The following is a 13,369-nucleotide window of genomic DNA, read 5'->3' as shown; positions in this document are numbered from 1 at the left end:
GCTCGTCCCAGTCGACATTGACCGTCAGCGGGATGGCCGGCAGCTGCTCGACGATGATCTTCTCGATCCCCTGAATGGCCTGTTTCTGGACAGTGGTATCGGTCGAGGTCATGTACTGCTTGAGCAACTGATCAACCTGGTTGGCCAGCGTTCCAGCCGAATGCGCATCCCAGCGGCCAAAGTTTGTGCCCGAGACTGACTTCCCGAGAGGGGCGGAGTTGCTGCTGCTGAGCATATCGCGATATGGATAGTAGGGGGTGGGACCCTTATCCGTCCAGCCGATCGCCGCCTCGTAGTTGCCGCCATAGATGGCGCTGAAGTAGGTATTGGCGTCGGCCACGCCGTTCATCGTGGCCTTGATGCCGGCCTTGTTGAGGTCGTTGACGATGAACTGGGCGTCCTGAGCCCAGTCAGACCAGCTGCTGGGGACGATGATGGAGAAGCCGAGGACCTTGCCGCTGGAGTCGTAGAAGTAGCCATCGCTGTGCTGGCTGTAGCCGGCCTGCTTGAGATAGGACTGGGCTTGCGAGACGCTGTACTGGAAGGTGGCATTCTGATACTCCGGCGCGATCCAGTCCTTGCGCGGAGGAATGATAGCGGTCGGATGAGCTGGCTTCGCGTAGTAGGCTACACCCTGTGGCAGGTTGTCGCGGTTGATCGCGGCGCTGATGGCCTTGCGGACGAGGACATTATTGAAGGGGGCCTTGTAGAGGTTCAGGTAGAGCATGACGGTGTTGCTGGGGAAGAACCAGGTCTTGTTGTGCTGGGGGTCCTTGGACTTGAATTGCTTATCGAAGTCCGGTGTCCAGGCGCTTCCCATCCAGTCATACTTGCCCTGGATCATATTGGTGATAGCAGTGGTGTTGTCCTTGGCGGAGTAGACGTAGATGTGCTTGACGGCGGGCTGGCCGCCCCAGTAGGAGGGGTTGACGTCGTAGATGATCAGGTCGGCGGAGAAGCTGCGCAGCTTGTAGGGGCCGGTGCCGACGGGGTTTTTATCGTTGGTGAACTTGGCGGGGTCGCCGCTGATGGTGGACCAGACGTGCTGCGGGACGATGTAGGTCTGGCCGATATAGAAGAGCGCGGTGCTGTTGGGGCTGGTCAGGGTGAAGGTCACCGTCTGATCGTCGGGCGTGGTGATGTTTGTAATGAGAGCACCAACTCCGCCCTGGTCGACGGCTGGATGTGCTTTCATCAGGTCGAAGGTGAACTTGACGTCGGCGCTGGTGAAGGGCTGGCCGTCGTTCCACTTCACGTTAGGACGCAGATGGAAGGTGAGCTGGGTGTTGTCGCCGGAGAAGTTGTAGCTGGTTGCCAACCAGGGATGATATTCGCCTGTGGAGAAGTCGGTCGAATAGAGAACCTCGTAAAGCAGGCCCTGCGCTCCCCAGGCGGCAGGGGTGTTGTAGTTGAAGAATGGATTGAAGAGATCGGCATTGGGACCGTTGGGCGCCGGCAATACCCTGAGTGTGTCGGTTCTGGTCCCGGTCGGCTGGGCCGAACCACCACAGGCGCTGAGGAGCAGGGCGCCCAGGCAGAGAAGGATACAGAGTGCTCCAGCAAGGCGCTGGCAAGCACTCCCTGAGCACGGCGGTTGATAGATCGTGTTCATGGTGCCTCCTGGTCTTGTCTCGTCCTCGCTTCGGGCTGAGCGGGCGAGCCTGGCTGGCCGTCAGGCCATTGGTAATTGCATACAGGGCCGGCTCGCCCTCTACGGCATGGCACTGCCCTGGGATGTGCCTCCCTGGGCGCGCCTGCTCCACTACAGCCGAATCAGGCGCTGGCCCCCTCGCAAGGGGGCCGTTCTCCCTCCGTTCTCTTGCGCTCTCTCAACAGGCTCAGTGGCTGATCGGAATGAAATGCTTCCTGGCTCTGCAGTTGAGCGAAAGCTTTTGTAAGCGCTTGCGTTAACGATACCGCAATCGATTACATAAATTGTAATTGGGAGCATCTTCTCTGTCAATTGCCATTGGAGCAGGAAAGCTCTGCAATAGAATTGGATACCCATCACCAGAATGGAGCTGGTCACAAGCGAAGACGAAGAAAAAACCTCTTTTCCTGTTCAAGTGTAGTTTTGCGTGGAGACCAGCTTTGAGCGGGCGCTCAAGAACGAGCCGTTGTTGCCGAGTAGACAGGTGAGAGGTAGGGCCGACGCCAGTCTTCCTCCCCATGTTGTCCTAAGCCCGGAGAGACGGCGCGCTGGATAGGGAAGAGCCTGCCGGCCCCCGTCAGGCTGCAGGGAAGGGGGAGATCGGCGCTTGACAAAAGCCGGAGCTGGCAGGTATAGTTACTTTCGTAAACGTTTACGGTATCGTTTACGATACCGTTTACGACGCTGTGGTAGAACTGGAGCCACGGGACAAGAAGAGGACCACGGCGGGCGAGCCGGGCCTGGTGCCATCTCTCTCGCAGGGAGGCGCGACCCCGGTAAGCAAGGAAGCTACCTCTTTGATCTATCAAAAGGGGGGGATCTATGGCCACACCATCCGTGTGTCGCTGGCCTCGGCTGAGGTATGCGGCGCTCTCTCTCCTGCTCGTTCTGGCGTCCTTCTCCCTAGCCACCTATCTAGGGGTCAGATCGCAGGCTTTACGTGTTCATGCGGCGCCGTCGGTGACGGGGCTGCACGTCTCTGGTAATCAATTGCTCAACGGGCAGAACCAGGTTGTTCGAGCGCTTGGGGTTGATCGTTCTGGTGCAGAGTACATGTGTCGCAGCAGCACCGCCACCACCGTTTTCGACGGGCCGGTCGACACCAGTGCCATCAATGCCATGCTGAGCTGGGATATCAACGCGGTGCGTATCCCCTTGAACGAGGACTGCTGGCTTGGCATCAACGGCTATCCTGCTGCCCAGTACTCAGCTGCCACCTATCAGCAGCAGGTTATCAACTTTGTTAATACATTGACATCTGACAATCTCATTGTCATTCTCGACCTGCACTGGAACGCGCCGGGCAGCCAGCAGGCCAGCGGGCAGCAGCCGATGCCCGATCTGGATCACGCGCCGGCCTTCTGGACTTCGGTAGCCAATGCCTTCAAGAACAACAGTTCCGTGATCTTTGACCTCTACAATGAGCCATACACCAGCAGTTGGGCCTGTTGGCGTGACGGCAGCACGGCGGCCAACGCCAGCCCTTGTAGCGACGTTGGTTTTGCCGTAGCTGGCATGCAGACCCTGATCAACACGGTGCGGGCCACGGGGGCCACCAATGTGATCATGCTAGGAGGTCTGGCTTACTCTAACAACCTCTCGCAGTGGCTGCAGTACAAGCCCACGGACCCGCTCAACAATCTGGTGGCCTCTTTCCACCTGTATAATTTCAACGCTTGTAGCAGCACAAGCTGCTGGGACTCCCAGGTTGCGCCGGTGGCAGCCCAGGTGCCGGTCATTGCGGGTGAGATCGGCGAGAACGACTGTGCACATGGCTTTATTGACACAGCGATGGCCTGGTTTGACCAGCATGGCATTGGCTATCTGGGCTGGGCCTGGGACACCTACGATTGCAGCTCGTTCCCTGCCCTGATCAGCAATTACAATGGCACGCCCACGGCCTATGGGCAGGGGCTACACGATCACCTGATTGCCCTGGCCAACAGCGGCGGTGGCAGCACGCCGACGCCGACGCCGTCTCCCACGCCAACCAGGGCGCCGTCGCCGACGCCATCGCCGACGCCGCGTCCGACAGTGACTCCGACGGCTACCCCATCACCGACGCCGTCTCCCACGCCAGGTGCTGGCGCTTCATGTCAAGTGCACTATAGTGTGGTGGGTCAATGGCCAGGCGGCTTCCAGGCCAGTATTAGCATTACCAATACGGGCAGTAGTCCTATCAACGGCTGGACCTTGCGTTTCAGCTTCGCGGCTGGTCAGCAGATTACCCAGCTCTGGAACGGGAGCTACACGCAACAAGGGGCGCAGGTGACGATCACCAACGCCTCCTACAACGCCCAGATCCCGGCGGGCGGTGCGCTTAGCTCTCCACCGGGTTTCCTGGCCAGCTGGACCGGCAGCAATCCAGCGCCGACAAGTTTCTCACTCAATGGCGTCAGCTGCAGCGTCGTCTGACCTGGCAGCCTTGATACCAGCAGCAGGTCAGGGATGGCTATTACCGCAAGGACGCGCCTGCTGGTATGTCCATAGATTGGCCGTGTGAGCGGCTAGCGCAAGCGTGGATGAGGCGGGCGGAGGTTTGGCGGGTGGGTTGCAGGCTCTGGATCGATGACGGCGGGGAGAAAGGCGCTCGTCTGAGTGGGCCTGATCCTCATCGGTCCAGTCCCTGGCCCGGGCAACCGCCTTCCGTCCCGCCTCTCCCCTGGATTAGCTGGAGGAAAATTCCCAGGCTCTGGACGCATCTTAAGGAGACATTGGGCATGAAGCCATCCTTCTTTTCGCGCTCGCGTCTGTGGCCTCAGCAAGGACGCTGGTGGGTCGGGGCGCTCCTGCTCGGGGTGCTGCTGCTCAGCTTGCTGGGGGGGGTCTTGGGAGCAGCTCCCAGCAGTCATGCGCAGGCAACGCCTGCCGGGCTGGTTCTTGAGTATGCCGATGCCAATACCAGTGCCACCAGTAATACGCCTCGCCCTCACTTTGAGATCGTCAACAATACCAGCTCCAATGTTGCCCTCAGTAGCCTGACCATCCGCTATTGGTATACGCAGGACGGCAGCCAGTCGCAGCAATTCTGGTGTGACTATGCGGCGGTTGGTTGCAGCAATCTCTCTGGCACCTTTGTGGCGCTGAGCGCTTCCACTGCCACCGCTGACGCCTATCTTCAGGTCGGTTTCAGCAGCGCGGCGGGGAGTGTTGGGCCCGGTGGCAATAGCGGTGAGATCCAGGTGCGCTTCAACAAGAGCGACTGGAGCAACTATAATCAGGTCAACGACTATTCGTGGAGCGCGACGCAGACGAGCTATGCCCCGTGGAGCCAGGTGACGCTCTATCTCAACGGACAACTGGTTTGGGGCACGGAGCCCGGGGGAGCCAGTCCCACGCCGACGCCGACGCCCTCGCCTGCTCCGACGAGCGTGTCGACGCTAACCCCCACGCCGGGCGCAGGTGGTGGTGGCAGTGCCAGTGGCGGCTGGAGGACCAGCGGCACGAAGATCCTGGCACCCAATGGCAGCCAGTTCATCATTAGTGGTATCAACTGGTATGGCTTCGAGACTCCCGATTCTGTGGCGCATGGTCTGTGGTCATACGATATCTCGACGATTCTCAACCTGGTCAAGAGCTATGGCTACAATACGCTGCGCATCCCCTTCTCTAATCAGATGTGGGAGTCTGATCCAATACCGCAGAATGACGTGGGCTGTCCGTCGTGTGTGGGGCTGCACGCGCGTGATATTCTGGCCAAGATCATCAACTATGCTGGCTCTATTGGCCTGCATGTGATCCTGGATGACCACCGCTCGGAGGCGGGCGAGTCCGCCGAGCAGAGCGGCCTGTGGTATACCTCGGCCTATCCCGAGAGCAGTTGGATCAACGACTGGGTGAGTGTGCAGCGCTGGGTGCATGGTCTTCCCCAGACGATGGGAGCGACGGATACGGTCACGGTGAATTATCTGGCCTCCGATGGGTGGCCGATTGTCCTGGGCTATGACCTGCGCAATGAGCCGCATGTGGAGGGGACCTATCCCAATCAGTACGCCAGCGGGGCTCAATGGGGCACGGGCGATGGCATTGATCCGGCCAGCAATCCGAATCCGAATCCCTTTGCGCTGTCCTGCGTGGCGACCTCATCCTGCCACGATTGGCGCCTGGCGGCGGAGCGCGCTGCCGATACCTTGCTCGGCGATGCTCAGACCCACGGCTGGAGCTATCCTTTGATCTTTGTCGAGGGGGTCTCGGCCTATCCGACGTCCTCGGGAACGCAGGCGAACGGCCCCTACTCCAGCACCTGGTGGGGCGGCAGCCTGCAGGGGGTCAATGGCAATAGCAAGAATCCGGGTGCGCCAATCGTGCTCAACGCCGGCGGCAGCGCCAGCAGCCTGGGGCCGGCGGTCAATAATCAGGTCGTCTACTCGGCGCACGAGTATGGTCCAGCGCTCTATCCGCAGAGCTGGTTCAACAGTAACACCTGCTATAAGAGCGGCTGCTCTGGCTCCAGCCTGGTGGATGTCTGGACGAGCAATTGGGCTTATATTGCGACGCCGAACGGGATCAATCCGAGCTGGCCTGGCCATAGCGGCTATCCCTGGAACAATACAGGCGCCCAGCCCTATAGCTCGGCTCCGGTCTGGATCGGCGAGTTTGGCACTGGCAACAGCGCCAGCGATCTGGTCTCTAGCGCCGCAGGCTCGCAGGGCCAGTGGTTCACGGACCTGATCAACTTCATCAAGAGCAGCTATGGCTCCGGGGGCTCGGGCGTGGCTGTGAGCAATCTGAACTGGACCTACTGGGCCCTGAATGGCGAGGATAGCTACGGCTTGCTCAATGGCCAGTACACCGGCCTGGGCAATGCAAGCAAGGAATATAGCTTCCTCTGTTTTGTCGAGACCGGCCCGCTGGCGGTTCCCACTGGCAGCGGGAGCGGCCAGTGTGGCTCGACAGGCGCCCTGCCTGCTCCTCAGTGAGTGAGACTGGCCAGACCGGCTGGCCTGCTTATGGGCACGGCAGCCTGTTCTCTGCTCGCCTCTTCTCCTGAAGAGGAGCTGTGGCACAAAGTAGCTGATCTAAGCGCCCCTGCTGGATACGAACGAGCACGAGCACCCACCCTGGAAGCAGGGCGGGGGAAGCGGAGCAGTTGCTCTTTCCCCCGCCTTCTCCTTTTTTCCCTGAGCTGGATCTTCGTCTGAGCTAACTCTACTCCTCTTCTCGCCGCTACCTGAATCCGGCTAACCGAGGCCAGGCTGCCCTTGACAGGCAAGCAACCTGTTCCCTATACTTACCTGTAGTTATTGAGAATAATTTGCAATTGCATCTGACAAGCAGCTATGGCCGACACCAGGTGAGGAGGGGCAATTGACAAGTAGCCGGCCTGGTGGGGGGCCTTCTCGGCGTTTTGCGTTCTTCCTCTGCAATTGGGCGGTGGTCTCTTTTCTGAGCGGGTTACGGAGGTTCCTGCCATGCACATACCCGACGGTTATCTCTCGCCTGTCTTCTCCCTGGGCTCTGGCATCGTGACCGTTCCTGCCTGGGGGGTGGCCACTCATAAGATGCGCGATGTGCTCAATCGGCGGACCGTGCCGCTGATGGCCATCTTTTCGGCCCTCTCCTTCACCATCATGATGTTTAATGTGCCCGTGCCTGGAGGGACGACGGCCCACGGGGTCGGTGGTACCTTGATCGCTATTGTGCTTGGTCCCTGGGCGGCCATGCTCTGCGTGAGTGTGGCCCTGATTATTCAGGCGCTTTTCTTCGGTGATGGGGGCATTCTTGCTATTTTCGTCAATTGTTTGAATATGGGCGTCATCCTGCCCTTTGTTGGTTACTATGCCTATCGCTTGATCGCTGGTCGCTCGCCGGTGCTGTCAACGCGGCGCATTTGGGCGGCGGCCATCGGCTCCTACGTCGGGATTACGGCGGCGGCTCTGGCTGTTGGCATCGAGCTGGGGCTGCAGCCAGTGCTCTTTCAGCAGAATGGGCACCCGCTCTATAGTCCTTATCCGCTGGGCGTGGCCATTCCCGCGATGCTGCTCTCGCATGCCTTTGGGGCCTCGCTGGTCGAAGCGCTGATTACGGCCCTTGGCTTTGCCTACATCCAGAAGCATCATCCGGCCCTGCTCACAGCGCTGCGCGAGGTAGTGAGCGGCGGCGATGTCCCCGTCGGCGAGGTGCAGGCGCTGCCGCTCTGGCGCATCTTCGCGCTGGCGGTGCCTCTGGCGCTCGTCCTGCTCTTTGTTGCTGGTCTGATTACCGGTGGGGGACGTCTAGACCATCTCTTTGGGGCGGATTGGTCGCAGGTGAGCTGGCCGGACGTCGGCATCATGCTTCTGATTGTGCTGGGCATCGCGGTAGTGCTCTTGCCTTTGACCTGGGTGGTATTGCCGGCGCGCCTGAAACGAGTGGGGACCTTCTTCATGGCCCTGGCCATTTTCGCGCCGCTGGGTCTGATCGCGCCCGGTTTCGCCTTTGGGGAAGGCAGCCCCGAGGATGTGCAGAAGGCTTTCGGCTACATTCCCCAGGGGCTGCGCGATCTCAATGGTCTGTGGAATGCGCCCTTGAGTGGCTACACTATCAATGCTGACTTCTTTACGGCGTCGAATGCTCCCTTGTGGCATGCTGCTCTGGGCTATGAGATCAGCGGCATTATCGGGATTCTCCTGCTGGTGCTGGTGGTCTCGGGCTTGATGCTGCTGATACGCCGCCTGACTGGCCGTGGTGGAGGTGAAGCAGCAGTCGGCGGAAAGCCAGTGCAGCCGCGTGAGGAGGCGCTATGAGTTCGAGAACGGGCGGCCAGCCAGGGGAGCCGACCCAGGCTGGCGCCAGCCCTGAGCGTCTGCCTCTCTCGCGTCAGGAGCGGCGTCAGCTACGTCGTCAGCTTGGCTGGGTGGAGCAGACGCTGGCCGGGGTGACGGAGGCTATTGAGCGTGCGGTCTTTACAGAGGAGCACGCGCGCCGTCCAGGCTGGCTGCAGGGCCTTGATCCGCGGATCAAGCTCGGGATGTTCATTGTGACGGTGCTGGTCGCCAGTCTCTCTCATTCGCTTCTGACTCTGCTGCTGCTGTATGGTGTGCTCTTGCTGATGGCGCGAGTCAGTCTCTTGCCCTTTGATTTCTTTGTGCGTCGGGTCTGGCTGGGCATTCCCTTTTTTGCAGGCGTTGTCATCCTGCCTTCAATCTTCTTCACCAGCGGTGGGCCGCGCCTCTTTGAGCTGGACCTGGGGCCGTTGCACCTGGGTCCGACCGTGGCCAGTCTGCTGGGGGCTGCCGTCTTTGTCATGCGCGTGGGTGATGCCGTCTCGCTGGCCGTTCTCTTGATTCTGACGACGCGCTGGGCTGATCTTCTCAAAAGCCTGCAGGTCTTACATGTGCCCCAGATCTTTATTCTACTGCTCTCGATGACCTACCGCTATATTTTTCTCTTTTTGCACACGGTCAACGGCTTCTTCGAGGCCCGCAAGAGCCGCACAGTGGGCTTCACCAGCGGCGGAGAGCAGCGGGCCTGGATTGTGACCGCCCTGGTGACCTTGATGAATCGCTCCTTCCAGATGAGCAATGAGGTCTATGCTGCCATGTGTGCGCGCGGCTTCACGGGGACGATTCGCACCTATAGCGATTATCGCCTGCGGAGTGGGGATATCTTGGCGCTGCTGGGCGCGGCGCTGCTGGCGATTGGTCTCTTTTTCTTAGGGAGGGTGCTGCTATGAGCGAGACGCAGGCTTCGACGCTCCAACCAGGCAGCGTCATCTATCGGCTGCGTGGGGTGCGCTATCGCTATCACGGTCGACATCTGGCCCTTGACGGCATCGATTTGGAGATTAGCCACGGCGAGCAGATTGCGCTCTTGGGGGCCAATGGGAGTGGCAAATCGACCCTGCTGAAGCTCCTCGATGGTCTGCTGGCGCCCGAGGAGGGAAGCATGCGGGCCTTGGGCCGCGATATCAAGGCGGTGGCGGCAGGGCAGGAGACCTTTACCTTTCATCGCCAGGTTGGGCTAGTCTTTCAAGATCCCGATGTGCAGCTCTTCAGCGCCACGGTCTTTGATGATGTGGCCTTCGGGCCGCTGCAGCTCGGCCTGCCGCGTGAAGAGGTCAAGCGGCGCTGCCAGGAGGCCCTGGAGCTGATGGAGATCAGCCATCTGGCCGACCGGGCCCCCTTTGAGTTGTCGGGCGGCGAGAAGAAGCGAGCGGCCATTGCCTCGGTTCTCTCGCTGCAGCCGGAGGTCATCCTTCTGGACGAGCCGACGGCCTCGCTTGATCCGCGTACCAAGTGGGTGCTGGTCAATTTGATCCGTCGCCTGGGTGAGCAGGGGAGAACCATCGTTACGGCCACCCACGAGCTGGAGATTGTGCCATTGATTGCGCGGCGGGTGATTGTGCTGGGCGAGGAGCGGCGCATTCTGGCCGACGGTCAGCCGGAGGAGATCTTGCGCGATCGGGCCCTGCTGGTGCGCGCCAATCTGATCCATCCCCAACTGCATCGCAGTTGGTCTCTGACCCTGGAAGCCGAAGCGGAGCCACAGAGACCGAGCGATACCGCGGCCTCTTCCCTCTAGACTGCTGTCAAGCGCGGCAGCAGCCCTGGTCAGGAGGCTAGGGCTGGTCCCCGGTTCTGACTGCGCCTGCCCATGAGCTTGACAGGGGTGATCTGGGCGGCCTATCTTTCTCGGGGAAGCCTTGGCTTGCCAGCTTGCTCTGAGGTGACCTGCGAGGGCAGGTAGCAAAAGGAGGGAACGAAAGGCCCATGTTTATCGTGCAGGCGCTGCTGAGCGCCTTCAGCATGTTCTGGGAAATTCTCTGGCCGCTTGTCTTAGGCTTTGCCCTCTCAGCACTGGTGCAGGCGGTCGTTTCCCGAAGAACGCTGGCCCGTCTCCTGGGAGGCGAGTCTCCCCGGCATCTGGCGCTGGCCACCCTTTTCGGCATTGCCTCCAGCTCCTGCTCCTATGCGGCAGTTGCCCTGGCGCGCTCGCTCTTTCGCAAGGGGGCCAGTTTCACAGCGGCGATGGTCTTTGAGCTGGCCTCGACCAATCTGGTGATTGAGCTGGGCCTGATCTTACTCGTCTTACTGGGCTGGCCCTTCATGCTGGCGCAGTATCTCGGTGGCCTCATCATGGTCATTCTGTTGGCGCTCATCTTCCGCCTCACGCTCAGTCGCCAGCTGGTGGCTCGAGCCAGAGAGCAGGCGGAGCGCGGCCTCAGCGGGCGTATGGAGGGCCATGCGGCGATGGACATGAGTGTCGAGGCCAGTGGCCCGTTCTGGCGCCGTCTCTGGAGCGGGCGAGCCTTCACAGCCATCAGCCATTATTTCGTGATGGACTGGGCGGCGGTCTGGACCGACGTGCTGCTGGGACTGCTCATTGCCGGAGCCTTAGCGGCCTGGGTACCTGACAGCTTCTGGCGCACCTTCTTCCTGAGCGGTAACCCGACGCTGGCCGCCATTGAGGGGCCGCTGATTGGTCCGCTGGTGGCCATCATCAGCTTTGTCTGCTCTGTAGGCAATGTGCCCCTGGCGGCGGTGCTCTGGCGTGGCGGCATCAGCTTCGGCGGCCTGGTCAGCTTCATCTTCGCTGACCTGATCGTCCTGCCTATTCTCGACATCTATCGCAAGTATTACGGCTGGAAGGTGGCCGGCTATCTGCTGCTGACCTTTTATGTAACAATGGCCCTGGCTGGCTACCTGGTGGAGCTGCTTTTTAGCCTGCTGGGCCTTATTCCTACGCAGCGTACGGTAGCTGCCATTAGCCAGGGTTTGCAGTGGAACTATACCACTGTGCTCAATCTGTTAGCTCTCCTGCTGGCCGCCGCGCTCGTCATCCGCTTTCTGCGCACCGGGGGCCCGGCCATGCTGGCCATGATGAACCGGCCTGCTTCTGAGCCAGCCGAGGCCTCCCAGGTACATGAGCATGGATCTCATGAGCATCAAAGTGCCTCATGAGCGAACAGGGGGCGGCTGATGGACCCTCTGGCTCATGAGGCGTGTAAGTAAGCGTGCCTCTTGCACTCAGGCTGGCTGCTCGGGGAGGCCGTGCACAAGGATTACGCGCGAGTGAGAAGCGCGCTGCCGGATGCCGCGGATTGCGCTATACTCGGGGGAATTGTACCAGGTCCAGGCCTGTTCTGCTGTTGGGAACTCCAACAAAGCGATGCGACCAGGCTGCCAGTCCCCTTCGAGCGTCTCAATCTGGCCGCCACGAGCCAGATATCTGCCGCCATATTGAGCCACGGTAGCTCCGGCCTGGCGGGCATACTCCTGATAGTCCTCGGGATCGGTGATATCGATGCTGGCGATGATATAGACTGCCATTGTTCTCCTCCTATTCTAGCGGTTGCGTCCATCCGCTCAGCATATTCTGACCCGATAGCCTGCTTCGCCTTTGGCCCTGAAGCCACGTTGTCAGGACAAAAACACTATAGCACATCGCGCGGCTCAGTGATCCAGTTCTGCGCGTTGCGGAGAGCGAGAGCGCGGAGGCCACGGAAAGAACGGAGAGACGTGCTGCTGGTACTGGGCATAGCTGGCAGGATACTTTGCCAGCAGGTGGCGCTCCATCATCGGGATACTGACCCCCAGGAAGAGCGCCAGTATTGCCAGCGGCCCGACGATCGTCCACCAGAAAGCCGGGTGAGCCGCCAGCACGAACAGATAGAGGCCCCACCAGAAGAGGACCTCGCCGAGATAGTTGGGATGGCGCGACCAGGACCAGAGGCCCGACGGAAAGGGGCCGCGCTCGCTGGCGGGCCGGGCGCGGAAGTGCTCCATTTGCTGATCGGCCACGGTCTCGATAGCCACGGCGGCCAGTGTCACCAGGGCTGCCAGCCCATCGGCCAGCACGAGGGGAGTTCCGCGATCGCTCAGGTTTGGCCACAGGCTCAGGCAGCCCAAAAAGACCAGCACTGTCGGCATCAGGTGAATACCGAGCAGACTGACTGGCCAGTACCAGGGCCCTGTATTCTTACGGATATCCACGTAGCGCCAGTCTTCATGTTCCAACCCGCGCCAGCGCCTGGCCCAGTTTACCGTCAGGCGCAGCGCCCACAGGCAGAGCAAGCCGAAGATCAGCCCATGCCGCGCGTTGGCCAGACCATCGGAGCCGGGCCGGAATAGCCAGAAAAGGGCGATCGGGACCGGGGCCACGCTCCAGTAGGGATCGTAGAGGCTCGAATTGTTTGTCAGCACACTGAAGGCGAAGACCACGACGGTCGCTACGCCATCGGCCACCGCCAGCGCGACCAGCGGTGGCCACCTCTGAAGAACGAGGAACGTGGCCCAGGCCGCTCCCAGTGCCAGGACATAGGCCAGGATTACTATAGCGAAGGCGCGTTTCATCCTCTGACTCCTTCCCCCGTTAAGGCTGGCTTGCTCAGGGCTACTGGGCGGCTGAAGGGATGCTCGCGCAATCCCATGCGGAAGAGAATCACAAGCGGGAAAATGATCCACGAAGCGTTAGCGGCAATTACCAGGCCCAGCTGTGGCGAGCGGTAGGCGCCGAAGGCCTCCTCGCTCAGGATGATCACCACGCCCTCGATCATAGCCACGGCGTAGATAATGCTTGGCAGGCGAATCCACTCGCGGCCCTTCGCGTAGGCATAGATAGCCACCAGGTAGAACGGGCCGTAGAGCAGGTCGTCGAGCCAGATGGTCACCTTAAAGAAGACTGGACGAGCCATCAAAAGCGGATCAAAGTGCTGGCCCCACCAGTGGATCAGGTCGACCACTGGGCGCGGCGGCCAGAGTGGATAGCTGAAGTGCCAGGGATTGGGGATAATGATCT

General features: G+C 60.6%; 10 protein-coding genes. 6 read left to right on the top strand and 4 right to left on the bottom strand.

Features of this window, described 5'->3' with window-relative positions; translation table 11 throughout:
- The coding region (locus BGC09_RS21465) for an ABC transporter substrate-binding protein (protein ID WP_069806250.1) at positions 1-1,612 on the bottom strand (1,612 nt) is incomplete at its 3' end.
- An 861-nt stretch (positions 1,613-2,473) separates the two neighbouring features.
- Between BGC09_RS21465 and BGC09_RS21460 the strand changes: the two genes are divergently transcribed.
- The 6 genes from BGC09_RS21460 (at position 2,474) to BGC09_RS21435 (ending at position 11,532) form a co-directional block, all read left to right on the top strand.
- Entirely contained in the window at positions 2,474-4,066 is a 1,593-nt protein-coding gene (locus BGC09_RS21460) for a cellulase family glycosylhydrolase (RefSeq protein WP_084659225.1), read from the top strand.
- A gap of 305 nt (positions 4,067-4,371) precedes the next feature.
- On the top strand, positions 4,372-6,570 hold the full coding sequence (locus tag BGC09_RS21455; protein WP_069806248.1) for a cellulose binding domain-containing protein: 2,199 nt from the start codon (positions 4,372-4,374) through the stop codon (positions 6,568-6,570).
- A 492-nt stretch (positions 6,571-7,062) separates the two neighbouring features.
- Positions 7,063-8,376, top strand: coding sequence for a cobalt transporter CbiM (gene cbiM, locus BGC09_RS21450; protein WP_069806247.1), 1,314 nt, complete (start codon positions 7,063-7,065; stop codon positions 8,374-8,376).
- Positions 8,373-9,305, top strand: a complete 933-nt coding sequence (cbiQ, locus tag BGC09_RS21445; protein WP_069806246.1) for a cobalt ECF transporter T component CbiQ — start codon at positions 8,373-8,375, stop codon at positions 9,303-9,305. Before cbiM ends, cbiQ begins: the two co-directional genes overlap by 4 nt.
- The gene (locus BGC09_RS21440) at positions 9,302-10,153 is read left to right on the top strand and encodes an energy-coupling factor ABC transporter ATP-binding protein (RefSeq protein WP_069806245.1); all 852 of its coding nucleotides are present in this window, start codon (positions 9,302-9,304) and stop codon (positions 10,151-10,153) included. Before cbiQ ends, BGC09_RS21440 begins: the two co-directional genes overlap by 4 nt.
- A 188-nt stretch (positions 10,154-10,341) precedes the next feature.
- Positions 10,342-11,532, top strand: coding sequence for a permease (locus BGC09_RS21435; RefSeq protein WP_069806244.1), 1,191 nt, complete (start codon positions 10,342-10,344; stop codon positions 11,530-11,532).
- Positions 11,533-11,598: 66 nt separating this feature from the next.
- Here the strand turns inward: BGC09_RS21435 and BGC09_RS21430 are convergent, their stop codons facing one another.
- From BGC09_RS21430 to BGC09_RS21420, 3 genes are all read right to left on the bottom strand, one after another.
- The gene (locus BGC09_RS21430) at positions 11,599-11,901 is read right to left on the bottom strand and encodes a DUF1330 domain-containing protein (protein ID WP_069806243.1); all 303 of its coding nucleotides are present in this window, start codon (positions 11,899-11,901) and stop codon (positions 11,599-11,601) included.
- A 123-nt stretch (positions 11,902-12,024) separates the two neighbouring features.
- Positions 12,025-12,924: a DUF1295 domain-containing protein gene (locus tag BGC09_RS21425; protein ID WP_069806242.1), complete on the bottom strand. Its 900-nt coding sequence runs from the start codon at positions 12,922-12,924 to the stop codon at positions 12,025-12,027.
- A partial coding sequence (locus tag BGC09_RS21420; RefSeq protein WP_176729001.1) for an EXPERA domain-containing protein occupies positions 12,921-13,369 on the bottom strand: 449 nt, incomplete at its 5' end. The genes BGC09_RS21420 and BGC09_RS21425, both read right to left, overlap by 4 nt.

Origin of the sequence: Thermogemmatispora onikobensis, from assembly GCF_001748285.1 — a bacterium.
Classification (GTDB): Bacteria; Chloroflexota; Ktedonobacteria; order Ktedonobacterales; family Ktedonobacteraceae; genus Thermogemmatispora; species Thermogemmatispora onikobensis.
Note: the sequence above shows the minus strand (reverse complement) of the source record. Positions and strands in the feature narration are given on the sequence as shown.